A 23,815-nucleotide genomic window follows, 5' to 3' on the forward strand; every position below is an offset into this window, starting at 1 on the left:
CATCCCCGAACTTCAGGCGAATTATTTGCGAGCCGCTTTGAACGCTTCAGCCATGGCATTGCTCATAGCAACGTCATCTTGCTTGTTCAAGTTAGCCATCGCTTCCTTCTCATCAGCTTCGTCTTTCGCTTTGATAGACAGGCTGATTGAACGGTTCTTGCGATCAACACCCATGAACTTAGATTCAACAGTGTCACCTACTGAGTATACAGTAGATGCATCTTCGATGCGCTCACGAGAGATGTCAGAAACACGTAGGTAACCTTCTACGGTGTCAGCCAACTCAATAGTTACGCCTTTCGCGTCTACTGCTGTAACAGTACCAGTTACGATAGCACCTTTCTTCTTATCTGCAAGATATGCATTGAAAGGATCGTCTTCAGTCTGCTTAACACCTAGGCTGATACGCTCACGCTCTGGGTCAACTGACAGTACAACTGCACTGATTTCGTCGCCCTTCTTGTAGTCAGATACAGCTTCTTCGCCAGTACCGTTCCAAGAGATATCAGATAGGTGAACTAGACCGTCGATGCCACCGTCAAGACCGATGAAGATACCGAAGTCAGTGATTGACTTGATCTTACCAGTAACTTTGTCGCCTTTAGCATAACGCTCTGCGAAGTCATCCCATGGGTTAGTCTTACACTGCTTAAGACCTAGAGAAATACGACGACGCTCTTCATCGATGTCTAACACTAGAACTTCAACTTCGTCACCTAGGTTAACAACCTTAGATGGGTGGATGTTCTTGTTAGTCCAATCCATTTCAGAAACGTGTACTAGACCTTCAACGCCTTCTTCGATTTCAACGAAGCAGCCGTAGTCAGTTAGGTTAGTGACGCGACCAGTTAACTTAGTGTTTTCTGGGTAGCGCTTGCTGATTTCTAACCATGGATCTTCGCCAAGTTGCTTAAGACCTAGTGAAACGCGAGTGCGCTCACGATCGTACTTAAGTACTTTAACGTTGATTTCGTCACCAACGTTGACGATTTCAGATGGGTGCTTAACGCGCTTCCAAGCCATATCTGTGATATGTAGAAGACCGTCTACGCCACCTAGGTCAACGAATGCACCGTAGTCAGTCAGGTTCTTAACGATACCCTTAACGGCTTGACCTTCTTGTAGGTTTTCAAGTAGCGCATCACGCTCTGCACTGCTTTCTGATTCGATAACAGCACGACGAGAAACAACAACGTTGTTACGCTTCTGGTCTAGCTTGATAACCTTGAATTCTAGTTCTTTGTTTTCTAGGTGAGCAGTGTCGCGAACTGGGCGAACGTCAACTAGAGAACCTGGTAGGAACGCACGGATACCGTTTAGTTCAACGGTGAAACCGCCTTTAACCTTACCATTGATGACACCGATTACAGTTTCAGCATCTTCGTAAGCTTTTTCTAGAACGATCCAAGCTTCGTGACGCTTAGCTTTCTCACGAGAAAGTTGAGTTTCACCGAAACCGTCTTCAACCGAGTCTAGGGCTACGTCAACTTCGTCGCCAACTGCGATTTCTAGAACGCCTTGAGCGTTTTTGAATTGCTCAGCTGGGATTGGGCTTTCAGACTTAAGACCTGCGTCAACCAGTACCATACCGTTCTGGATTGATACGACAGTACCACGAACGATAGAACCTGGACGGAACTCAAGTTGTTGAAGGGATTGTTCAAATAGATCAGCAAAAGATTCAGTCATGTTAATTTACTTTAAGTAATAAACCACAGCCCATCCTAGACGTGGAGTCAGATTAATCATTTGTCCCATCCTTGTGACAAATCATAAAAACCTTGTCTCTTAGAGGGCAAGGTCAGGTAATTTTTGCTTGATGTGTGCGAGCGCAAGCTCAACCACTTCATCAATGCCGATAGCCGTAGTATCGATCACCAATGCATCCTCGGCTGGAACCAGAGGGGCTACGGGACGATTCATATCACGTTCATCACGCTCAATGACCTCGGCTAAAAGACGGTCGATATTAACATCGAAGCCCTTGTCCTGCAACTGATTATAGCGCCTTTGGGCCCTTTCCTCAGCCGATGCCGTTAAATAAAGTTTAGCGGGTGTTGTCGGAAAGACGACAGTGCCCATATCGCGACCGTCGGCGATAAGACCAGGTGCCTCTGCAAACGCTCGTTGGCGACGCAGTAAAGCCTCGCGAACGCTAGGAAATGCGGCTACTTTGGAGGCGGCATTTGAGCACTCTTGGCTACGAATCTCATGAGAGACGTCTTCACCTTCTAAGACAACTTTAATGCCGTTTGCTTTAGCCGTAATGAATTGCACATCCAGATGTGCGGCTAAAAGCGCCAGTGATGCTTCGTTGTCCAGCTCTACGTTGTGGTGAATTGCCGCCAGGGCCAACACACGATATATGGCACCGCTATCAAGCAGCTTCCATCCTAAACGCGAAGCAAGTATTTGACTAATAGTGCCTTTACCTGCACCGCTTGGGCCGTCAATTGTGACGATGGGAGCCCGTTGTGACATATGATTCTCCAATTTAAATCTATCGTCCCTAAAGATCTTGAATGTCGTCCACGAAAAAACTGCGCGCGCATTATAAACTAAAAGCGTTTAGAAAGCGGCAAAAAGTTACGAATTAACACAATTGGAGCATGGGGCAAAGCGGGCCAAAGGATTCAGCCCGCTGTCAGTGGCAACTTACTGGGCTAAGGCTGCAAACTGCTCAAAATAACTTGGGAAGGTTTTTGATGTGCAATCGGGGTCGTTGATTGTGATCCCACAATCGGCAAAGGCTAACAGTGAAAAACACATAGCCATGCGGTGATCGTTATAAGTGTCGATATCGGCAGTATTTAACTTAGCCGGCGGTGTCACGCTAATGTAGTCGTGGCCTTCTTCGACAATGGCGCCGACTTTACGCAGTTCGGTGGCCATGGCAGCTAAACGGTCAGTTTCCTTGATACGCCAGTTATAGATGTTTCTTAAAGTGGTTGTGCCTTTAGCAAATAGCGCGGCTGTCGCTATGGTCATGGCAGCATCTGGGATATGATTCATATCCAGATCAACGGCATTGAGTGCAGCACTTCTGGCAATGATATAATCGTCGCCCCACTCTATTTCTGCGCCCATTTTTTCAAGCACATCGGCAAACTTTACGTCGCCCTGGATACTTTTTAGTCCTACGCCAGTGACTTTGACTTCACCACCTTGGATGGCACCCGCGGCAAGGAAGTAAGAGGCTGATGAGGCATCACCTTCAACTAACACAGTACCTGGTGAAACATAGTGTTGACCAGCCGGGATCTCAAAGCGTTCATAGTCATGGTTGATCACCTTAACCCCAAACTGGGCCATCAGGGCAACGGTAATGTCGATATAAGGTTTAGAAACTAACTCACCTTTAATCTTAATATTGACCTGCTCTTTCGCCAGTGGTGCAACCATGAGCAGTGCCGTTAAAAACTGACTCGACAAATCACCTGCGATCTCAACATCACCACCATTTAGCCCAGTGGCATTGACCGTTAACGGCGGGAAACCGGGTTGTTTAAGGTATTGTATATCGGCCCCTAGGGCGCTCAAGGCATCAACCAGGTCGCCAATAGGACGTTCTTCCATACGAGGCTCACCCGTTAAGGTAAATTCCCCTTGGCCTAAGGTTAAAGCAGCGCACAGTGGACGCATTGCCGTGCCAGCATTACCCAAGAACAGGCTTTGCGCTTGATCACTGCTGATTGGACCGCTTAGGCCTTCAAGCTCACAGACTGTATTATTGTCTGATAACTGAAACTTTACGCCCAGTTGTTTCAGTGACGTCAGCATATGGCGGATATCATCAGAATCGAGCAGATTGGTCAGCCGGGTTTTACCTTCGGCTAAGGTCGCCAATAACAGGGCACGGTTTGAGATGCTCTTGGAACCAGGAATATTAACGGTACCTTGAACCTTAGTTATGGGATCGAGTCGTAGTTGTTTCATTAATCACATCTTCATTGATAGCAACCCATCTTTGGCTGCGAATTATTGATACTTGGTGTTGCCATCACGACAAAATGGCCGTCTGCTCAATCGACCTGAGCCTCGTGGTTATAAAATTACTGATTGAGGCCCACTATTCAACCCTTTTTTGCATTTTAAGGCGCTTAATGAGTAATTTTCTTTCTAACCCCTATAAATGTTCCAAAATCAGGGTGCCCGTCCCCTCGATTTAACGTAGCTGGCATGAATATTTGCCAACTGCGGTAGATTATAAAATCTGTATTAGCGCTGTAATTTAGTCATGAATTTAGTTTATCCTTAGCCTACGCAAAGCGCCGGCCATTTACGGCCTATAACAATAGATAAAGGTAGTTGGAACTATGTTCGAGAAACTTTCCCCTATGCCCGCCGATCCTATTCTTGGGCTTATGGCTAAATACCGCGAAGATCCTCAGGCCAATAAGGTCGATCTTGGTGTGGGTGTATTTAAAGATGAAGCGGGTAACACCCCTATTTTGGCCTGTGTTAAACGTGCTGAGCAGCACCGTATCGACACTGAGGAAACAAAAGTTTACATAGGTCCCACAGGCTCCCCTACCTTTAACCAACTCATCGGTGAACTGGCATTTGGCCAAGATAACCCTGCGCTACTTGCCGATCGCATTCGCACCGTATCAACACCGGGTGGCACAGGCGCGCTCAGAGTGGCCGCTGATTTCATCAAGCGTATTAACCCAAATAGTGTTATCTGGGTCAGCGACCCGACCTGGGCTAACCACACAGGTTTATTTGAAGCGGCGGGCATTCAGGTAAAGACCTACCCTTACTACGATCATGAAAACAAGACCTTAAAATTCGACGAGATGATGGCTACCCTAGCCAACATAGGCTCAGACGATGTTGTGCTATTTCATGCTTGCTGCCATAACCCAAGCGGCATGGATCTCACCAATGAACAATGGGATAAGGTGATTACTTTAACTAAGCAACAGGGCTTTACACCACTCATAGACATGGCTTACCAAGGCTTTGGTGATGGCGTAGACGAAGATGCTTACGGTGTGCGTCAGATGGCGGCTCAGGTCGATGATATGATCCTGTGCACCTCATGCTCTAAAAACTTTGGCCTGTACCGCGAGCGGATCGGGGCCTGCTCTTTAGTGGCGAAAGACAGCCAAGCCGCTAATGTCGCCTATTCGGTACTCTTGTATGTAGTTCGCTGCATCTACTCAATGCCACCTGCACACGGCGCAGCCATAGTCGAAACGATTCTCGGCTCGGCGGAGTTAAAGCAGCAATGGCTTGAAGAGTTGAAGGAGATGCGCGATCGCATCAATGGTAATCGCGCCATGCTAGTCAATAAACTGATCGAGAAAGGGGTCACACGCGATTTCAGCTTCATAGCCGAGCAGAAAGGCATGTTCTCATTCTTGGGGATCACCCCTGAGCAAGTGGCCAAGCTACAGAGTGATCATAGCATCTACATGGTCGACTCAAGCCGTATCAGCATCGCAGGTATAGGCACAGGTAACGTGGATTACCTTGCGGAATCTATCGCAAAAGTACTGTAATGACCATAATCATGGGCTTATTGAATTAGTTGCATAAATAAAGGGGACCTTGGGGTCCCCTTTTTGTTTTACTCACAGATAAAGTTAACCGGCTTACGTTAGGCTGAATGCTTCTTTGCAAACGCGCGCATAAAGCTTACCAAGGCCTCAACACCGGCAAGTGGCATCGCATTATAAAGACTGGCGCGCATACCACCGACGCTGCGGTGTCCTTTTAAGGCAACTAATCCTGCCGCTTTCGCTTCGGCTAGAAATGCCTCGTTTAATGACTCATCTTTTAAGTAAAAAGTGACATTCATTTGCGAGCGGTTTTGCTCAGCAACACGATTCTCATAGAGATCACAGCTGTCGATAAAATCATATAGAGTCTTAGCCTTAAGCTGATTTACTTCAGACATCTTGCTTACGCCGCCCTGGGATTTCAGCCACTTAAAGACTTCGGCGGCAAGGTACCAGGCAAAAGTCGGCGGTGTATTAAACATGGAGTCATGTTTTACCGCTAGGCGATAATCCATAATAGAGGCCTGATTGAGCTGCGGATAGGCCAGTAGATCATCACGTACTATCACTATGCTAAGCCCTGATGGGCCGATGTTTTTCTGTGCGCCAGCATAGATCAATCCATAGCGGCTAACGTCAATCTCACGAGACATAATATTCGACGACATATCGGCAACAATCGGCCAAGGCGAGTTAATCTCATCAAAAATTTCGATGCCATCTACCGTCTCATTCGGACAGTAGTGCAGGTAGCGATAGTCTTGCTCTATTCCTTCTAAATTAGGCAATACAATCCTACTGATATTATTGTCTTTTTCAACGATATTCAGGGTGTCTATCTGTTCATCACCGGCTAACTTTCTGGCTTCATCGACAGCTGCCGATGACCAGCTCCCATCAACTAAGTAAAGGGCTCGCCCGGCTTCACCTAAAAAGTTATTCACAACAGCAGCAAACTGACCACGCCCCCCACCATGCATAAAGAGCACATGGTAGTTACTCGGAATATTCATCAGTTCTCTGATGTCAGCCTCGGCCTGCTCGGTAAGCGCGATAAACTCCTTACTGCGATGACTGATCTCCATCACGGAGACGCCCTGCCCATTCCAATCTAATAACTCCTTTTGTGCCTTTTGCATCACGGGTTGCGGCAACATGGCCGGCCCTGCACAGAAATTATATGTCGCGCTCACTTCTTTCTCCTTTGCGTTTATTGTCAACGGCATTGCGTCAGATAAGGTGCCACTTAATGTTTTATCATTTGTTGGTGTTTTACTTGCTAAAACAAAACGAGCGTCCAAAAGGACGCCCGTTTATATACCTAAACCTTATTCGGTAGGCTCAGCCTCTGGCGTATCGCCAGGAGCCTGTGTTTCATCGACCGTCTCGTCAAGGATAGGATTACCCTCTTCGTCGTATTCGGTGTCGTCTTGGATCTCATCGATACGCTGCAAACCAACTACAGTTTCATCGGCCGAGGTACGGATAATGGTCACCCCTTGGGTGTTACGACCAATGCTCGATACGCCCGTTGCCGGAGTTCGAACCAGAGTACCTTTGTCGCTGATCAGCATGATCTCATCGTTTTCCTGAACTTGTACAGCACCAACTACGGCGCCGTTACGTTCACTGACCTTGATAGAGACAACGCCCTTAGTTGCACGACTCTTCGCTGGGTATTCAGATAGCTCAGTACGCTTACCATAACCATTTTCAGTCACGGTAAGAATATCGCCATCGTTCTTAGGCACAATGAGTGATACCACTGTCTGACCATCTTCGAGCTTGATACCGCGGACACCTGTTGCCGTACGGCCCATGCCACGAACCTGATCTTCACTAAAGCGAACCACCTTGCCTTCGTTAGAGAAGAGCATGACTTCATTATCACCGTTGGTGATATCAACACCGATCAGCTGATCACCATCTTTAAGGTTAACGGCAATAATACCGTTTGCTCTTGGACGAGAGTACTGCTCAAGGGATGTCTTCTTCACAGTGCCGTGAGAGGTCGCCATGATCACATACTTATCGGCGTCATAATCGCGGACCGGCAAAATAGCGGTAATACGTTCGCCTTCAGCGAGCGGTAGCAGGTTAATGATTGGACGACCACGCGCTTGACGGCTTGCCAGCGGCAGTTGATACACTTTCAACCAATACATCTTACCAAAGTCAGAGAAACACAAGATGGTGTCATGAGTGTTAGCAACTAGCAGTTTTTCGACGAAATCTTCGTCTTTGACCTTAGTCGCCGCCTTACCCTTACCACCACGGCGCTGTGCCTGGTAATCGCTAAGCGGTTGATACTTGGCATAACCCAGGTGTGATAGGGTTACAACTACATCTTCTTCGTTAATCAGATCTTCAAGACTGATATCCACCGCCGAAGCATTCAGCTCGGTGCGGCGCTCATCACCGAAGTTTTCCAGCACTTCCTGAAGTTCTTCTTTAATCACTTCCATCAAGCGCTCTGGACTGCGCAGGATATAAAGCAGCGCGGCGATAAGTTCGAGTAACTCTTCGTATTCGCCTAGGATCTTCTCATGTTCCAGACCGGTCAGCTTGTGCAGACGCAGGTCCAAGATAGCCTGTGCTTGTTGCTCGGTCAGGAAGTAAAGTCCATCACGAATACCATACTCAGGGGCTAACCATTCTGGACGCGCGGCGTCATCGCCCGCTTTTTCAAGCATGCCCTGTACATTGCCAAGTGCCCAACCTTGCTCGATCAACTTCACTTTAGCTTCGGCTGGTGTCGGCGATGCCTTGATCAGCGCGATGATAGGATCGATATTAGCCAGCGCAATGGCTAGTGCTTCAAGGATATGGGCTCGATCACGGGCTTTACGCAATTCAAATACTGTACGACGCGTTACCACTTCACGACGGTGAAGAATAAAGCATTCCAGCATCTCTTTAAGGTTGAATAGCTTAGGTTGACCATTGGTCAACGCCACCATGTTGATACCGAAAGAGGTTTGTAACTGCGTCTGAGCGTAAAGGTTGTTGAGGATCACCTCACCCACTTCACCACGCTTCACTTCTATAACGATGCGCATACCGTCTTTATCAGACTCATCGCGCAGACCGCTAATGCCTTCAATCTTCTTATCTTTAACCAGTTCGGCAATCTTTTCGATCAGTCGAGCCTTGTTAACCTGATAAGGGATCTCGGTAACGATAATCCGCTCACGACCATTATCTTCGGTTTCGACTGAAGCACGGGCGCGCATAACCGCTTTACCGCGACCAGTCTTATAAGCATCTTCTATCCCCTTACGGCCATTAACGATAGCGGCTGTTGGGAAGTCTGGACCTGGAATATGCTCCATCAGCTGCTCAATTGACAGGCTTGGCTCATCGATAAGCGCCAAACAGCCAGAGATCACTTCTGATAGGTTATGAGGGGGAATGTTTGTTGCCATACCCACGGCAATGCCCGATGAGCCGTTAACTAACAGGGCTGGAATACGGGTGGGCAATACGGCCGGGATCTGCTCAGTGCCGTCATAGTTAGGCACATAATCGACGGTTTCCTTTTCTAAGTCAGCCAGTAACTGATGGGCTAACTTATCCATACGAATTTCGGTATAACGCATAGCCGCTGCAGCGTCACCATCGACCGAACCAAAGTTACCCTGGCCATCGACTAAGGTGTAACGCATTGAGAAAGGCTGCGCCATACGCACGATAGTGTCATACACCGCCGAGTCGCCATGGGGGTGATATTTACCTATCACGTCACCGACAACACGTGCCGACTTCTTGTAAGGCTTGTTCCAATCGTTCTTCAACTCGTTCATCGCAAAGAGTACGCGGCGATGAACCGGCTTTAAGCCATCGCGTACATCGGGTAACGCTCGGCCAACGATCACGCTCATGGCGTAATCTAAATATGAATTCTTTAATTCGTCTTCAATATTAATTGGTGTTATAGATGAAGCCAGATCAGTCATAAACTGCTCGATCCCTTGAAATTTAGCTGACAAAATACTGCTTAAAAACCAGGCAATATATCGTCAAGCCTGAAAACGTGATTTGGCATTCTAACACAGATATTTAAAGGCGCTAGACCCTATTGAAATTTCCCGCCAAATATCTGATTAGCGCAGTAAAGCCTGCTCGATTTAGCTTTAGATGAACGCTTTAACAGCAATCTCACCCCAGCGGTTAGATTTTCGATGGGATCTCCTTTGTTTATCTAAGGCTATGAGTATAATAGCCCTAACATTCTTTCCCCTTCAGAGGTTTGACCGTGCCTAACCAATCTGTGACTCACAATGTCAACGTTGATCCACAAGAAATTGCAAAATTTGAAAAGATGGCTGCTACCTGGTGGGATCCCGAAGGGGAATTTAAGCCTATTCATAAGCTAAACCCCTTAAGGTTGAATTTTATCGATCAGACAGTTGGTGGCTTGTTTGGCAAGTCAGTGCTGGATGTTGGCTGTGGCGGCGGGATTCTCTCTGAAAGCATGGCACGTCTTGGTGCCAAGGTAGACGGAATTGATATGGGCGCCGAGCCCCTTGATGTGGCGAAACTCCATGCCTTAGAAACAGGGGTTGAGATCAACTATATTCAGACTACCGCAGAGCATCACAGAGACAGCCATCAAGGTTTGTATGATGTGGTGACCTGCATGGAGATGTTAGAGCATGTGCCCAACCCAGCATCTGTGATCAAAGCTTGTAGCGATATGGTAAAGCCCGGCGGCTGTGTATTCTTCTCAACCATTAACCGTAATCTAAGAGCCTATGTTGAAACGGTTATTGGCGCTGAGTACCTATTAAAGATGTTGCCTGTCGGCACACATGACCATAAGAAGTACATAAAACCTGCCGAGTTGATAGGTATGGCCGAAAAGGTGGATCTAGAATGCACTGATGCGACTGGCATTACCTATAACCCGCTGACCGATATCTTTCGTTATACCAAGAGCCTGGATGTCAACTATATGATAGCCACGGTTAAGCAACTTGATGACTAAAACCGGAATAATTAAAGCCGGAATGACTAAGCCAGAATTGATTAAAGGGGTGCTGTTCGATCTCGACGGCACCTTAGTCGATACGGCGCCCGACCTTGTTCAGGCGCTCAATTTGGCGCTGGCTGACTTTGGCTATCCGACTAAATCTTTGGTAGAGGTCAGAGACGCCGCCTCTAACGGCAGCCTTGCCCTGGTGAACGCCGCCGAGCCACACATTGATGAGGCGGAAAAGACGGCAATTCAACAAGCTCTGCTGCACCATTATCACCAGGTCAATGGCGATCAAGCGCAGCTATTTGACGGTATAGCCCCCCTGCTTACCCACCTTTGTGAGCTAGACATTCCCTTTGGCGTGGTAACCAACAAGGCTGCACGCTTTGCGCGTCCCTTGCTTCACCGTCTCGAACTGGCCCATTTAATGCCAGCGATTATTAGTGGTGACTCGACAACCCAGAGCAAACCTAATCCCGCTCCGATGCGCTTAGCGGCCCAGCAACTTGACGTACACTGCAATCGCATACTCTATCTTGGAGATGCCAGGCGCGACCTTGAAGCGGCGTGCAACAGTCAGATGCTCGGTGGGATCGCCCATTGGGGTTATATCGCAAACAATGACCAAGCAGAGCTCTGGCCCCATGATTATGGGTTTACCACCCCAATAGAAGTGATTGAATTGCTAAAGTAGAGTAAGTCGCTGTAAAAGGTGACAAATCGCACATCACCCTCTTCAGTTGTGTGAGTCTGTCCAAATCTGAACTTATGGATGTGATTAAGATCCTTTTTCAACGGCGATCGATCCCAAGGATCTGAGCAATATTTTAGCTTTCGCGACACAACAAATCAGTCGCCTAAAAGTTGACCTAACCAGGCTATCGTAATTGAAAACAAGGGTTAAAGGTAAGCCGTTACTAACCCCATGCGTTACCCCCAAGATATCCACAACTTGTCCCCTAAAAACCCGCTTGCAATATCGCACCAACCTCACTATCTTGTATCCTATCAAATAAAAAACACCATATATTGTGTATGGTCAGCGGTCGAAGCCACTAGAACAGCTGTAGTGCTCAGGTACTTTTTTAACATCTTCGATTGTTTTTACATGGAAACGTAGGGTGAACATCTCAGCTCACCCATAGCGATATTTAATTCAAGGCTTATCTTCAATGAACAGCAATATGCAAGTCACAAAGCGCAGTGGCGAACGTGAAACTATCGATCTCGATAAGATCCACCGAGTGATCACTTGGGCGGCCAAAGGACTGAATAACGTCTCAGTATCAGAAGTCGAATTACGTTCTCACCTTCAGTTTTATGATGGGATCCCAACCGAAGCGATTCATGAAACCATTATTAAGGCTGCAGCCGATCTGATCTCTCCTGAGTCGCCGGATTATCAGTTCCTCTCTGCGCGCCTGGCAATCTTCCACCTGCGTAAAAAAGCCTTTGGCCAGTTTGAGCCGCCAAAGCTTTATGATCATGTCGTAAGACTGGTGGAGATGGGTAAGTATGACACGCATATTCTGAACGACTATAGCCGCGACGAACTTGACCTGCTAGACAGCTATATCGATCATTGGCGAGATATGAACTTCTCTTACGCCGCCGTGAAGCAGCTAGAAGGCAAGTATCTGGTACAAAACCGCGTCACCCACGAAGTTTATGAGAGCGCTCAGTTCCTCTATATTCTGGTGGCGGCCTGTCTGTTCGCTGACTACCCCAAAGAAACGCGTCTTCAGTATGTGAAAGATTTCTATGACGCGACCTCTACCTTTAAGATCTCGCTACCTACGCCTATCATGGCCGGCGTGCGTACACCTACGCGTCAGTTTAGCTCCTGCGTATTGATCGAGTGTGGAGACAGCCTGGATTCAATCAATGCTACTGCTTCATCTATCGTGAAGTATGTATCACAGCGTGCAGGTATCGGGGTCAATGCTGGCCGTATTCGCGCCTTAGGTAGTCCAATTCGTGGTGGTGAAGCCTTCCACACGGGTTGTTTACCTTTCTATAAGTATTTCCAGACCGCAGTAAAGTCTTGCTCACAAGGTGGCGTTCGCGGCGGCGCAGCGACCCTCTTCTACCCTATGTGGCACCTTGAAGTAGAATCGCTGCTGGTATTGAAGAACAACCGCGGTGTCGATGATAACCGTATTCGTCACTTAGATTATGGCGTGCAGCTTAACAAGCTCATGTATCAGCGTCTGATCCAAGGCGGCATGATCACCCTGTTCAGTCCATCTGACGTACCAGGCCTATATGATGCCTTTTTTGAAGATCAGGCAGAATTCGAACGTCTGTACCTTCAATATGAGCAAGATGAGAGCATTCGTAAGAAGCAGATCAAGGCTGTCGAGTTGTTTTCACTAATGATGCAGGAGCGTGCCTCAACCGGTCGTATCTACATCCAGAACGTCGATCACTGTAATACCCACAGTCCGTTTGATTCCAAGGTTGCGCCCGTTCGTCAGTCAAACCTCTGTCTAGAGATAGCACTGCCGACTAAGCCACTGAACAACATCGACGATCCTGATGGAGAGATTGCACTTTGTACTCTGTCGGCCCTCAACCTGGGTGCGATAAAAAGCCTAGATGAGCTGGAAAACCTGTCAGATCTAGCGGTGCGCGCACTCGATAGTCTGCTTGATTACCAAGACTATCCCATCATTTCGGCGCACAAAGGCTCGATGAACCGTCGTACCTTGGGCATAGGCGTGATTAACTTTGCCAACTACTTGGCTAAAGAAGGCGTACGTTACTCAGACGGCAGCGCCAACGGCATCACCCATAAGACTTTCGAAGCTATACAGTATTATCTGCTGAAGGCATCGATGAACCTAGCGAAAGAGAAAGGTGCATGTCCAGCCTTCCACGAAACCAATTACGCTAAGGGTATCCTGCCAATCGATACCTATAAGCGGGACCTGGACAAGATCTGTGACGAACCTCTGCACATGGATTGGGACGCGCTACGTGAGGAGATTAAGACTCACGGCCTGCGTAACTCTACTCTATCTGCACTGATGCCATCTGAGACCTCTTCGCAGATCTCTAACGCCACTAACGGTATCGAGCCACCACGCGGCTTGATCAGTGTTAAAGCCAGTAAAGATGGTCAGCTAAAACAGGTGGTTCCTGATTTCGACAAGTACCAATACAGCTATGAGCTGCTTTGGCAGATGCCAAGCAACGATGGTTACCTACAACTTGTCGGTTTAATGCAGAAGTTTGTTGACCAGTCTATTTCGGCCAACACCAATTATGACCCTAGCCGCTTCCCTGGCTCTAAGGTTCCTATGCAGGTGTTGCTTAAAGATCTGCTTACTGCATACAAATATGGTGTGAAGACACTTTACTATCACAACACACGTGATGGCGCGTCAGACAAATATGACGACATTACCGCCATCGAGAAAGAAGACGACAGTTGCGCAGGCGGCGCATGTAAGATCTAACTCTTAGTGTTTTAACCTTTTAACAGGGGGCGAGCGCCCCCTTTATCGGAAGATAGAAAAATGGCCTATTCTACATTTTGTCAAACACCTAATAATGCCCTGCTAGAACCTATGTTTCTCGGTCAGCCGGTTAACGTCGCTCGCTATGACCTACAAAAGTATAAAGTATTCGAAAAGCTTATCGAGAAGCAACTTTCTTTCTTCTGGCGCCCCGAAGAGGTAGACGTTAGTAAAGATAAGATTGACTATGCGGCGCTGCCGGATCATGAGAAGCATATCTTTATCTCGAATCTTAAATATCAAACGCTGCTGGATTCTATCCAGGGACGCTCGCCAAACGTGGCTTTCCTGCCGCTTGTGTCACTGCCTGAGTTAGAGACGTGGATCGAGACCTGGTCTTTCTCTGAAACCATTCACTCACGCTCTTACACTCATATCATTCGTAATATCGTCAACGATCCTTCTGTTGTATTTGATGACATAGTGCAAAATGAAGAGATCCTTAAGCGCGCCAGTGATATCGCCGATTATTACGACAAGCTGATTGAATTGAGCCAAGCCTATCACCTGATGGGCGAAGGCACCCACGAGATCAATGGTAAAACCATTATCGTCAGCAAGCGCGAGATAAAGAAAGCCCTTTACCTCTGCATGATGTCAGTTAACGTGTTAGAAGCGATCCGCTTCTACGTCAGCTTTGCCTGTTCTTTTGCCTTTGCCGAGCGCAAGGTGATGGAAGGTAACGCCAAGATCATCCGTCTCATCGCACGAGATGAAGCCCTGCACCTAAACAGCACCCAGCATATCCTCAAGATAATGCAAGGTGGCAAAGACGATCCTGAAATGGCAGAGATCGCCAAAGAGTGCGAACAAACGGCAATCGATATCTTCGTAAAGGCGGCCGAGCAAGAAAAAGAATGGGCTAAGTACCTGTTTAAAGATGGCTCTATGATTGGTCTGAACGAACAGATCTTATGTCAGTACGTTGAGTACATCACCAATGAGCGTATGAAGTCGGTCAACCTGACGAGTCCATACGCAGATCAGAGCAACCCGCTGCCTTGGATGAAAAACTGGTTAGAGAGTGATTCGGTGCAAGTCGCACCACAAGAAGTGGAAGTGTCATCTTACCTGGTGGGACAGATTGACGCATCGGTTGATGAAAGTGAGTTCGCCGACTTTGATCTATAAAAACCTGGTTTATAAAGACGCGGTATTTAAGAAGGCTCCTATTGTGAGCCTTCAAGGACAACCCGTGCTCTTATACACCCAAGAACATCAGAGTCTGTTACAGGCACTGGAGCAAAAGAGCGTACGTATCTTTTCCGAGTGCCGTAACGGCTTTTGTGGTGCCTGTAAAACCAAGATCAACAAAGGGTCAGTTGTATATCACACTGAGCCTTTAGTCGAGCTCGAGGCAGATGAGTGTCTGCCCTGCTGTTGCGATCCCGAAGGCGATCTCGATCTCGCACTCTCGCCCCAAGGGGTTGACGTTGTGGTAAAAGCAACTCAACACGCTTTAGCTGATTGCTCTGCCGATTGATCAAATGGCTTTCTTGGCTAGTTTGTGATGCAGTTTATTCACTTCCATCAAGGCAGCACTGCCATACCAAGGATGTAGCTCCATCACCAACCTACCTGCTTTTATGGCCGGATCTGTTGCAGTCAGCACTCTTGCCTCTTCGATACTGGTAACATTAAAAAGATAGATCCCTCGAAGCTCGCCCTCTTCGATAAAGGGGCCAGCAAGCACCAATTTACCTTCGTCGGCTAAGTGTTTAATGTTATCTAGATGTGCCCGCTGTAACCGTTTGGCCTCCTCTTCTGATTGACCGCGATTAGGGCCACGCTTTAAAAAGGCCATCACATACAGTTTCATGCCATATTCATCGGCGCCTACACGTTCGGCCAAAGCGGCATCGTAATCCTCTGCATACAGGGGTGACGCCGTTGTAAGACTCAGCACCATCCCAAGTGCCAGACCCATTAATTTTGTCATGTTCTTTTTCCTTGTTCTTTAAAGATTAAGGCTAAGGTAGGTCGAGGGCGAAAAAAAAGCTAACTCACTTGAGTTAGCTTTTTATCCTAAACCAGATGATGTTATATCTTGGCAGCAAGCTCGGCGCCTTGGCGAATCGCCCGTTTCGCATCAAGTTCTGCGGCCACATCGACTCCGCCGATGAGATGAACCGATAGGCCTGTACTTTCCATCTCATCAACTAAAGTCCGATTCGACTCTTGACCGGCGCACAGCACCACATTATCGACCTCAAGGATCTGCGCCTGGTCACCTAGCTTGATGTGAAGTCCCTGCTCATCAAACTTCTCATAGCTCACACCGCTGAGCATCTCAACCTGATGGTGTTTCGCCACGGCGCGGTGAATCCAGCCAGTGGTCTTGCCTAACCCCTTGCCCATCTTGCTGGTTTTACGCTGTAACAGATAGATCTTACGACTCGTGTGCTCAAGTTCAGGATCTGTCAATCCTCCGCGCTCGCCATAGGTTTTATCAATCCCCCACTGCTTGAGCCACTTCTCCGGCTTAAGTGTGGTTGATTCCTGCTCACCAAGGAAATGTGCCATATCGAATCCTATGCCGCCTGCCCCAATCAAGGCGACGCGCTCACCCACTTCGACCTCTCCACTGAGCACCTGCTGATAGTTAACAACTTTAGGATCGTCGAAACCTGGCAGCGTCAATGTGCGAGGGACAACACCAGAAGCAATCACTACTTCATCGAAAGGCTCATCTCTTACCACAGAAGCATCTAAGCGGGTATTCAGTCTCAGTTCAACCTGATGCTGTTTCATCTGCTCGGTAAAATAGCGAATGGTCTCATCAAATTCCTCTTTTCCCGGGATCTTGCGGGCAAGATTAAACTGCCCACCTACCTCGGACTTAGCTTCAAACAGTACAACCTTATGCCCGCGACTGGCGGCATATATAGAAAACGCCATACCCGCAGGGCCCGCGCCCATCACGGCAATGCGTTTCTTATTAAGGGCCGGCGTGAAGTTTAATTCTGTCTCATAACATGCTCTGGGGTTCACCAGACAGGTGGCACGCTTAAGGGCGAAGGTGTGATCTAAGCAGGCCTGATTGCAACCAATACAGGTATTAATCAGCTGGCTTTGGTCCGCCGCGGCTTTATTGACAAACTCGGCATCGGCCAAGAAGGGGCGCGCCATGGAAACCATGTCGGCCTGACCGGATGCGATGATTTGCTCACCTATCTCTGGTGTGTTAATACGATTGGTCGCAATAAGAGGCACTGTCACCTCTTTTTTAAGCTTTTCCGTCACCCAGGCAAAGGCACCACGAGGAACACTGGTGGCGATAGTCGGTACTCTGGCCTCATGCCAGCCAATGCCGGTGTTGATAATGGTTACACCAGCCGCTTCTAGCCATTTAGCCAGCTGCACAACCTCTTCCCATGAAGAACCATTGTCCACCAGATCCAACATAGAGAGTCTGAAAATGATAATAAAATCATCGCCAACCTTGCGGCGAATCGCTTTAACTATCTCGACGGGGAACCTAGCTCTTTGGCTGAAGTCACCACCCCACTCATCGCTACGCTTGTTGGTTCTACTGCAGATAAACTGGTTGATAAGATAGCCTTCAGAGCCCATCACCTCGACACCATCATAACCCGCCTTCTTGGCCAGCGAGGCCGAAGTGGCATAGTCTTTAATGGTTCCTTTTACCTGACGCGCCGACATCGCCGAAGGCGTAAACGGCGTGATAGGTGACTTAATTTTACTGGGCGCCAGCGAAAATGGATGATAACCGTAGCGGCCCGCATGGAGGATCTGCATGCAGATCTTACCGCCAGCCTGATGGACCGCCTGAGTCACAACCTTATGTTTAGCCACCTGCCAGGGAAAACTCAGCTGACAAGCATTTGGCGCCAGACGGCCTCTTAAATTAGGTGAAATACCACCGGTGACAATCAGACCAACGCCCCCTACGGCGCGCTCTTGGTAAAATGCTGCCAGTTTCTCAAACCCGCCCTTTTCTTCTTCAAGCCCGGTATGCATCGAGCCCATGAGTACCCGATTCTTAAGCTGCGTAAAGCCGAGATCTAAGGGTTCTAATAAATGCGGAAACGACATTTAAACATCCTTTTTAAACAAGTGATTTAAATCAGCATACCCCGTGTTTCGATTTAGCTCAATACTCAAACCACTTCAGCCTTTAAGATTCATTTACAATTGTGTTTCGCCCCTCTGGTACTTTTCAGTTAGCATAGAGGGATCAGAGTCATAAAGGAGTGGATAATGTCCGCTAAACCCTCAATATTTAAACGGATCTTTTCTACCTTATGGAAGGTGCTCAATGGCACCCGTAAGGTGATCTTAAATCTATTCTTCTTCGGGTTTATTGCCCTGCTCGTGGTGATATTGGCAGGAGACGATGTGCCAACGATAGAAGACGGTTCGGCCTTAGTGTTAAACCTGTCAGGCAGTGTAGTTGAGCAAAAACGTCAGGTCGATCCTATCGAAGCGGCAATGAAGAGTGGAAATGGAGGAGATAGCGATGGCGAAATCTTACTCGCAGACCTATTAAGCGCAATCGATAATGCGGCCAGCGATCAGCGCATCTCCGCCATCGTACTCGATATTGGCCATCTGAGAATGACGGGGATCAGCAAGTTACAAAGCATCGGTGATGCACTTTCCCGCTTTAAAACTTCGGGTAAGCCAGTGATTGCCAAGGGTAACTGGTATGGTCAGAATCAATATTTCTTGGCGAGCTTTGCCGATACCATCTATCTCAATCCTCAAGGCTCAGTGGAAATCGAAGGCCTAAATCGCTACCGTCAGTACTTTAAATCGGCGCTGGATAAGCTCAAAATTAAGGCCCATGTGTTTAGAGTCGGTACGTTCAAATCTGCGGTCGAACCCTTTATGCGCGATGATATGTCTGACGCAGCAAAAGCCGCCAATAGCGAACTACTCGATGACATTTGGACCAGCTTTGAAGATACCGTCAGTCATAACCGCAGCATCGAACAGCAAGATATTATGCTCAGCGCCGATCGTTATATCGCCGAGTTAGATAAAGCCAATGGGCGCTCTGCTGAGATGGCCATCAATCTAGGTTGGGTCGATAAGCTGGCCTCAGCCGAACAGTTCCGTCTGGATATGGTGGAGCAATTAGGTAAAGCCATTGAAGGCAACAGCTTCAAGCAGATAAGCTTTTATGATTATAATCACTTGATCCAAACCTTCCCGCCCATGCTGATGCATGATGCCGTCGGTATCATAGTGGCCAAAGGGAATATTCTTAACGGTCATCAGCCTGCGGGTCAGATTGGCGGTGAGAGTACCTCAGCCCTGTTACGCAAGGCCAGATTCGATGACAAAGTAAAAGCGGTCGTACTGCGAGTCGATAGCCCTGGCGGCAGCGCGTTTGCCTCAGAACAGATCCGTCAAGAAGTGCTTGCCCTCAAAGCCGCCAATAAACCGGTTGTTGTTAGTATGGGTACCTACGCTGCGTCGGGTGGTTACTGGATCTCAGCCAGCGCCGATTACATCTTTGCTACCCCAACCACGCTGACAGGCTCAATTGGCATCTTTGGCATGGTGGCGACTTTTGAAGACTCACTCGCCTCTCTTGGAATACATACCGACGGTGTATCGACCTCTGGCTGGACTAACTTCTCCAGTACACAAGGGATCAGCGAAGAGCTTAAAGCCATCATTCAACGTCATATCGAACGTGGTTATAAAGACTTCATTACTCTGGTGTCGACAGAGCGCGGCCTTGAGTTGAAAGAGGTTGATAAAATAGCCCAAGGGCGTATTTGGTCAGGTAAGCGCGCCTTGGAAATTGGGCTGGTTGATGAACTTGGGGATCTACAACAAGCTGTCACGAAGGCGGCTGAGCTGGCCAAGTTAGTGAAATTCGATACTAAGGTGATCGAACAGGAACTATCACCGCAAGAGCAATTTATTCAGCAGATGTTTGCTCAGGCAGCCAGCTACCTGCCGCAGAGCAGCTTTCAAAACAGCGTGCTCGAGCAGTTACTTGGACAAGTCACTAAGGTCGTTGATGAACTCAATGCATTTGACGATCCTAACGGTGTCTATCTCTACTGTGATAACTGCAACTACTGATCGTCGATAAAGCCCGCATAAGCGGGCTTTTTTATTGTGCCTATCCCCAGTATAATCGCGCCACACCTGCAGCAACAAAGCTATTAGAATAATGAAAAAACCCTCAATCTATGTCGCCTATACTGGCGGCACCATAGGTATGCAAAAAACCGATAATGGTTTTGCACCAGTGCCAGGATTTCTCACCGACTGTGTTAAGGCAATGCCGGAGTTTTTTCACCAGGAGATGCCTGATTTTGTGATCCATGAGTATCACCCATTGATCGACTCCTCAAACATGGCACCGACAGATTGGCAGATGATCGCCAACGATATTAAAGCCAACTACGACAATTACGATGGCTTTGTGATCCTCCATGGCACAGACACCATGGCTTATACAGCTTCAGCGCTCTCCTTCATGTTACAAGGACTCACAAAGCCGGTTATCGTCACAGGATCGCAGATCCCACTTGCGCAGCTTCGCTCTGATGGCCAGACGAACCTGCTTAACGCCCTTTATATCGCCGCTAACTATCCGGTGGCTGAAGTCTGTCTCTTCTTTAATAACAAGTTGTTTCGGGGCAATCGTACCACTAAGGCCCATGCCGATGGTTTTGATGCCTTCGCCTCACCTAACTTTCCCATGCTTTTAGAAGCGGGGATCAAAATTCGCCTAAAAGCCGGTCGCATCAGCGAGAGTAAAGCCAACACCCTGACGGTGAATAAGATCAGTCCTCAGCCAATTGGGGTTGTGACCCTTTATCCAGGGATCACCACTGAGATCATCGACAATATTTTGCAGCAACCGGTCAAAGCCCTCATCTTACTGACCTATGGTGTAGGTAATGCGCCGCAAAATCCTGAGCTACTTGATTGCCTGCGCCGCGCCAATGAGCGCGGTATCATCTTGGTAAACTTAACTCAGTGTCTACAAGGCAAGGTCAATATGGGGGGTTATGCGACAGGGAATGCCCTCGCCAAGGCTGGGGTGATCAGCGGTTTCGATATGACCACCGAAGCGGCATTAACCAAGTTGCACTATCTACTCTCTACCGATCTCAGTGCGACTGACATCAGGATTAGAATGCAACAGGATTTGTGCGGTGAACTGACCGAAGATTAAAAAAAAGCCCCTGCATGCAGGGGCTTTCATTTTACAAATCTTGCTCTTTAAAAGCGGCGATGCTCTCGCCTTTAAATTGCCGTTTAAGTTCGGCCTTGGAGAGCTCGTTCACTTCACCTTGATTATTGATGGTGAAATGATCTCTTTGATCCAGTCGCCTTGCTTGGTAAAGCATAACAAGCTGTAGCGTCGATGCCTTTTGCTCTTCAGACAACACACTGCCATCTTCCCACTTACCTAGCTCAGCAGCGCTGAGCAATCTCTCATATACCTCTTGAGGCATATCATCGATCACTTTATTGATATCACTCATATGCTTTTCCGTTTATGTAATACGATTCGTATTCTGGCAATCAGATAACCCACGAAGCCGAAGACGAAACAGCCGCCGGCGACAGTTGCTCTCAGCCCCTGCGCTGGCTCGCCGCCCCAAAACCAGATGACGACGCCGGCAATAAACAGTGTCATGGCCAGGAAACTCTGATTCATTAACTGATTGCTTCGCTTAATATGGCTGATTCGATTCAATGACTCTGTATTACCCGTCAGCCCTGACGCACAATGGGGGCAAGATTTCGCCACACTCGATATGCGCTTTTGACAACTAGGACACTCTACTAAGGCCATTGGCGTCTCCTATCGTAACTTGTCAACCACGGCGAGCATTGCCAGTAGTGACGCTTCACCTAGATAGATACAACGCTCTGGCGACCAACCCGACATAGGGTCTGGCATGTTGGCGTTATCTTTAAAAGGCATCTCCAGAGTATTAGAGAGACAACCGAATGTCTGTGCGACCCAGTTTGATGCCACGGTTAAGTTAGCTTGCCCTGGCTCATCCTTATCGTAACCAAACTCATCTTGGAAATCGGCACTCGCCATCAGCAGGGCTTTGACAAAATCATCTTGTAAATTAGCCATCGACTGAGTGTAACCCGGTACGCCTTCACAACCGGCAAGAAACACATAAGGCAAGCCTTCATCACCATGTACATCATAATAGAGGTCGACGCCCGTCTGTTTCATCTTATTAACCACATGGTACACCTCAGGGCTCTTCTCCAGCGATGGACTCTGCCACTCGCGGTTAAGGTTTACGCCCTTGGCATTGGTTCTTAGGTGGCCGCGCACGCCGCCATCTGGATTCATATTAGGTACTATATAGAAATTGGCTTTATCGAGCAGCGCCTTCGCGGTAGGACAATCACCATCGAGCAGATTGTTCAGCAGACCTTCAACCAACCATTCTGCCATGGTTTCACCCGGATGTTGACGAGCGGTGATCCAGATTTTAGCCTTCTCTTCATCGTCATCGCCAACCTTGACCAGAGTCATGTCGCGATCGTCTAAGGTACGGCCCAGATGTTCGATAGAGACCAGAGGATGCACCTGGACAGCGCTGATCAAATCTTGATGGCGCTCGTAGCTGTAGGGTGCAAAATAGGCAATTTGGATCATCTCGCAATCCAGCTCGACTTCTATGGTTAGCTTGCCATCTTGATATTGGGTCGGCAGGCGAAACCATTGCTGTCTGTCGTAGGTGGCGGCGGCTTGATAGTCTTCCCAGCCTTTGGTGTAAGAGGCGCTACCAGCATTAACAATGTTTAGGGTATAGCGCTGACCGACTTCACCTTGTAAACGAAAATTAAACCACTGAAAAAATTCACCACCTTCATCGGGTCTAATGGCCAGTTGAACATCATTGATATCATCTTGATTGATAACTTCAATATTACCGCCGTCAAAATTGGCACTGATTAGCATATCCATTCCTTCATTGAGTTAATGCAGACGTCTTGGGTCTGCTGATCCCCTAAGGATAAACTAAATTGCCCCTTTTTCGCACCGCCAGAGCTAAATAAAACTCAGTTTATTTGCGACTGTCTTTTTGACTAGCAGATAAAGCTGTAACCCTGTCCCCTAACGGTATTGATGAGAGATTTGGGTAGACTAAAATTGGCCAATTTGCGCCGTGTGTTACTGATATGCATATCCAGATTGCGATCATACTGACCAAGATCTTTTTTCAGTACACTGCGCTGGAGCTCCTGCTTAGTGATCACCTTGCCCTTACGGTCTACTAGATACTTAAACAGCTTGAATTCGGTTTGGGTCAAGGCGACACGCCGCTCGGCGATCTCTACGCTGAAATCATTATGATTAAAGGTGACCTCCTTGATGGGCAAGGACTCTTGCTCTGCAACTTCGGCCTTAGCGATAGCTACCCTGCGTTTGAGTGCCTCCATTCTTGTCACTAATTCTCTAATGCTCACAGGCTTAGGTAAAAAGTCATCTGCGCCAAGTTGAAAACCCGTTACGCGTCGATCTTCATCATCTGTGGCAGAGATGAGAATAACAGGCAACTTGTCGCGGCGGGCTTGCAGAAAAGCAAAGCCATCGAGGTGGGGCATCTCAATATCTAAAATGATGAGATCAATGGCCTTCTCCCCAAGGAGTAAAAGCGCCTCTTGTCCATTGCTGGCACAACTGACTTGATAGCCATGGGCGACTAACCCTTGATATATGATCTCCCGGGCCATAGGATCATCATCAACCAGTAACACTCTTTCCATTTACAAACCTTAATGATAACGATTATCATTAAGGTTATATTAAACCTTTGTCACAATCCAGCCTTTTT

19 protein-coding genes are annotated in these 23,815 nt (G+C 47.9%); 8 read left to right on the forward strand and 11 right to left on the reverse strand.

Annotation, left to right across the window (positions count from 1 at the left end):
* Positions 1-21: 21 nt before the first annotated feature.
* The 3 genes from rpsA to aroA form a co-directional block, all read right to left on the reverse strand.
* Entirely contained in the window at positions 22-1,689 is a 1,668-nt protein-coding gene (rpsA, locus tag NY07_RS16775; protein WP_033540519.1) for a 30S ribosomal protein S1, read from the reverse strand.
* 99 nt (positions 1,690-1,788) lie between these two features.
* Positions 1,789-2,481, reverse strand: coding sequence for a (d)CMP kinase (gene cmk / locus NY07_RS16780; RefSeq protein WP_033540520.1), 693 nt, complete (start codon positions 2,479-2,481; stop codon positions 1,789-1,791).
* A 174-nt stretch (positions 2,482-2,655) separates the two neighbouring features.
* On the reverse strand, positions 2,656-3,936 hold the full coding sequence (aroA, locus tag NY07_RS16785) for a 3-phosphoshikimate 1-carboxyvinyltransferase (RefSeq protein WP_033540521.1): 1,281 nt from the start codon (positions 3,934-3,936) through the stop codon (positions 2,656-2,658).
* A 380-nt stretch (positions 3,937-4,316) separates the two neighbouring features.
* Between aroA and NY07_RS16790 the strand changes: the two genes are divergently transcribed.
* Complete coding sequence (locus tag NY07_RS16790; RefSeq protein WP_033540522.1) at positions 4,317-5,507, forward strand: amino acid aminotransferase; 1,191 nt, start codon at positions 4,317-4,319, stop codon at positions 5,505-5,507.
* Between the two features lie 98 nt (positions 5,508-5,605).
* Here the strand turns inward: NY07_RS16790 and serC are convergent, their stop codons facing one another.
* Both serC and gyrA read right to left on the reverse strand, forming a co-directional pair.
* Positions 5,606-6,700 carry a 3-phosphoserine/phosphohydroxythreonine transaminase gene (gene serC / locus NY07_RS16795; RefSeq protein ID WP_033540523.1) on the reverse strand — a complete coding sequence of 365 codons (1,095 nt, stop codon included), beginning with the start codon at positions 6,698-6,700 and terminating at the stop codon, positions 5,606-5,608.
* 135 nt (positions 6,701-6,835) lie between these two features.
* On the reverse strand, positions 6,836-9,463 hold the full coding sequence (gyrA, locus tag NY07_RS16800) for a DNA gyrase subunit A (protein ID WP_033540542.1): 2,628 nt from the start codon (positions 9,461-9,463) through the stop codon (positions 6,836-6,838).
* 314 nt (positions 9,464-9,777) lie between these two features.
* Between gyrA and ubiG the strand changes: the two genes are divergently transcribed.
* The 5 genes from ubiG (at position 9,778) to yfaE (ending at position 15,489) form a co-directional block, all read left to right on the forward strand.
* Positions 9,778-10,494 (forward strand): bifunctional 2-polyprenyl-6-hydroxyphenol methylase/3-demethylubiquinol 3-O-methyltransferase UbiG, encoded by a 717-nt coding sequence (gene ubiG, locus NY07_RS16805; RefSeq protein ID WP_033540543.1) that lies wholly within the window; start codon positions 9,778-9,780, stop codon positions 10,492-10,494.
* Positions 10,495-10,516: 22 nt separating this feature from the next.
* A complete protein-coding gene (locus NY07_RS16810) occupies positions 10,517-11,179 on the forward strand; it encodes an HAD family hydrolase (RefSeq protein ID WP_033540544.1) in 663 nt (220 codons plus the stop codon).
* 478 nt (positions 11,180-11,657) lie between these two features.
* A complete protein-coding gene (gene nrdA, locus NY07_RS16815; protein ID WP_033540524.1) occupies positions 11,658-13,946 on the forward strand; it encodes a class 1a ribonucleoside-diphosphate reductase subunit alpha in 2,289 nt (762 codons plus the stop codon).
* A 60-nt stretch (positions 13,947-14,006) separates the two neighbouring features.
* Positions 14,007-15,137 (forward strand): class Ia ribonucleoside-diphosphate reductase subunit beta, encoded by a 1,131-nt coding sequence (gene nrdB, locus NY07_RS16820; protein WP_033540525.1) that lies wholly within the window; start codon positions 14,007-14,009, stop codon positions 15,135-15,137.
* Positions 15,106-15,489 (forward strand): class I ribonucleotide reductase maintenance protein YfaE, encoded by a 384-nt coding sequence (yfaE, locus tag NY07_RS16825; RefSeq protein WP_033540526.1) that lies wholly within the window; start codon positions 15,106-15,108, stop codon positions 15,487-15,489. The genes nrdB and yfaE overlap by 32 nt, the downstream gene beginning before the upstream one ends.
* Here yfaE and NY07_RS16830 read toward each other — a convergent pair whose 3' ends face one another.
* Both NY07_RS16830 and NY07_RS16835 read right to left on the reverse strand, forming a co-directional pair.
* Positions 15,490-15,945 (reverse strand): YciI family protein, encoded by a 456-nt coding sequence (locus NY07_RS16830; RefSeq protein WP_033540527.1) that lies wholly within the window; start codon positions 15,943-15,945, stop codon positions 15,490-15,492.
* A 101-nt stretch (positions 15,946-16,046) separates the two neighbouring features.
* Entirely contained in the window at positions 16,047-18,062 is a 2,016-nt protein-coding gene (locus NY07_RS16835) for an NADPH-dependent 2,4-dienoyl-CoA reductase (protein WP_033540528.1), read from the reverse strand.
* Positions 18,063-18,227: 165 nt separating this feature from the next.
* Between NY07_RS16835 and sppA the strand changes: the two genes are divergently transcribed.
* Both sppA and ansA read left to right on the forward strand, forming a co-directional pair.
* Complete coding sequence (gene sppA / locus NY07_RS16840; protein ID WP_033540529.1) at positions 18,228-20,069, forward strand: signal peptide peptidase SppA; 1,842 nt, start codon at positions 18,228-18,230, stop codon at positions 20,067-20,069.
* Positions 20,070-20,160: 91 nt separating this feature from the next.
* The gene (gene ansA, locus NY07_RS16845) at positions 20,161-21,174 is read left to right on the forward strand and encodes an asparaginase (protein WP_033540530.1); all 1,014 of its coding nucleotides are present in this window, start codon (positions 20,161-20,163) and stop codon (positions 21,172-21,174) included.
* A 31-nt stretch (positions 21,175-21,205) separates the two neighbouring features.
* On the opposite strand, the gene NY07_RS16850 is transcribed toward ansA, so the two are convergent.
* The 4 genes from NY07_RS16850 to NY07_RS16865 form a co-directional block, all read right to left on the reverse strand.
* Positions 21,206-21,487, reverse strand: a complete 282-nt coding sequence (locus NY07_RS16850) for a YeaC family protein (protein WP_033540531.1) — start codon at positions 21,485-21,487, stop codon at positions 21,206-21,208.
* On the reverse strand, positions 21,484-21,801 hold the full coding sequence (locus NY07_RS16855) for a hypothetical protein (RefSeq protein WP_033540532.1): 318 nt from the start codon (positions 21,799-21,801) through the stop codon (positions 21,484-21,486). Before NY07_RS16855 ends, NY07_RS16850 begins: the two co-directional genes overlap by 4 nt.
* A gap of 9 nt (positions 21,802-21,810) precedes the next feature.
* Positions 21,811-22,938 carry a M14 family metallopeptidase gene (locus NY07_RS16860; protein ID WP_033540533.1) on the reverse strand — a complete coding sequence of 376 codons (1,128 nt, stop codon included), beginning with the start codon at positions 22,936-22,938 and terminating at the stop codon, positions 21,811-21,813.
* Between the two features lie 128 nt (positions 22,939-23,066).
* A complete protein-coding gene (locus NY07_RS16865; RefSeq protein ID WP_033540534.1) occupies positions 23,067-23,747 on the reverse strand; it encodes a response regulator transcription factor in 681 nt (226 codons plus the stop codon).
* Between the last annotated feature and the right edge of the window lie 68 nt (positions 23,748-23,815).

The sequence above is a fragment of the Shewanella sp. ECSMB14101 genome, assembly GCF_000773485.1.
In the GTDB taxonomy this organism is placed as follows: Bacteria; Pseudomonadota; Gammaproteobacteria; order Enterobacterales; family Shewanellaceae; genus Shewanella; species Shewanella marisflavi.

What these genes read in the sequence shown, in the direction of transcription:
- rpsA (WP_033540519.1), bottom strand. Translation starts at nt 1,689, where the DNA reads ATGACTGAATCTTTTGCTGATCTATTTGAACAATCCCTTCAACAACTT.
- cmk (WP_033540520.1), bottom strand. Translation starts at nt 2,481, where the DNA reads ATGTCACAACGGGCTCCCATCGTCACAATTGACGGCCCAAGCGGTGCA.
- aroA (WP_033540521.1), bottom strand. Translation starts at nt 3,936, where the DNA reads ATGAAACAACTACGACTCGATCCCATAACTAAGGTTCAAGGTACCGTT.
- NY07_RS16790 (WP_033540522.1), top strand. Translation starts at nt 4,317, where the DNA reads ATGTTCGAGAAACTTTCCCCTATGCCCGCCGATCCTATTCTTGGGCTT.
- gyrA (WP_033540542.1), bottom strand. Translation starts at nt 9,463, where the DNA reads ATGACTGATCTGGCTTCATCTATAACACCAATTAATATTGAAGACGAA.
- NY07_RS16810 (WP_033540544.1), top strand. Translation starts at nt 10,517, where the DNA reads ATGACTAAGCCAGAATTGATTAAAGGGGTGCTGTTCGATCTCGACGGC.
- nrdA (WP_033540524.1), top strand. Translation starts at nt 11,658, where the DNA reads ATGAACAGCAATATGCAAGTCACAAAGCGCAGTGGCGAACGTGAAACT.
- nrdB (WP_033540525.1), top strand. Translation starts at nt 14,007, where the DNA reads ATGGCCTATTCTACATTTTGTCAAACACCTAATAATGCCCTGCTAGAA.
- yfaE (WP_033540526.1), top strand. Translation starts at nt 15,106, where the DNA reads ATGAAAGTGAGTTCGCCGACTTTGATCTATAAAAACCTGGTTTATAAA.
- NY07_RS16830 (WP_033540527.1), bottom strand. Translation starts at nt 15,945, where the DNA reads ATGACAAAATTAATGGGTCTGGCACTTGGGATGGTGCTGAGTCTTACA.
- NY07_RS16835 (WP_033540528.1), bottom strand. Translation starts at nt 18,062, where the DNA reads ATGTCGTTTCCGCATTTATTAGAACCCTTAGATCTCGGCTTTACGCAG.
- sppA (WP_033540529.1), top strand. Translation starts at nt 18,228, where the DNA reads ATGTCCGCTAAACCCTCAATATTTAAACGGATCTTTTCTACCTTATGG.
- ansA (WP_033540530.1), top strand. Translation starts at nt 20,161, where the DNA reads ATGAAAAAACCCTCAATCTATGTCGCCTATACTGGCGGCACCATAGGT.
- NY07_RS16850 (WP_033540531.1), bottom strand. Translation starts at nt 21,487, where the DNA reads ATGAGTGATATCAATAAAGTGATCGATGATATGCCTCAAGAGGTATAT.
- NY07_RS16855 (WP_033540532.1), bottom strand. Translation starts at nt 21,801, where the DNA reads ATGGCCTTAGTAGAGTGTCCTAGTTGTCAAAAGCGCATATCGAGTGTG.
- NY07_RS16860 (WP_033540533.1), bottom strand. Translation starts at nt 22,938, where the DNA reads ATGCTAATCAGTGCCAATTTTGACGGCGGTAATATTGAAGTTATCAAT.
- NY07_RS16865 (WP_033540534.1), bottom strand. Translation starts at nt 23,747, where the DNA reads ATGGAAAGAGTGTTACTGGTTGATGATGATCCTATGGCCCGGGAGATC.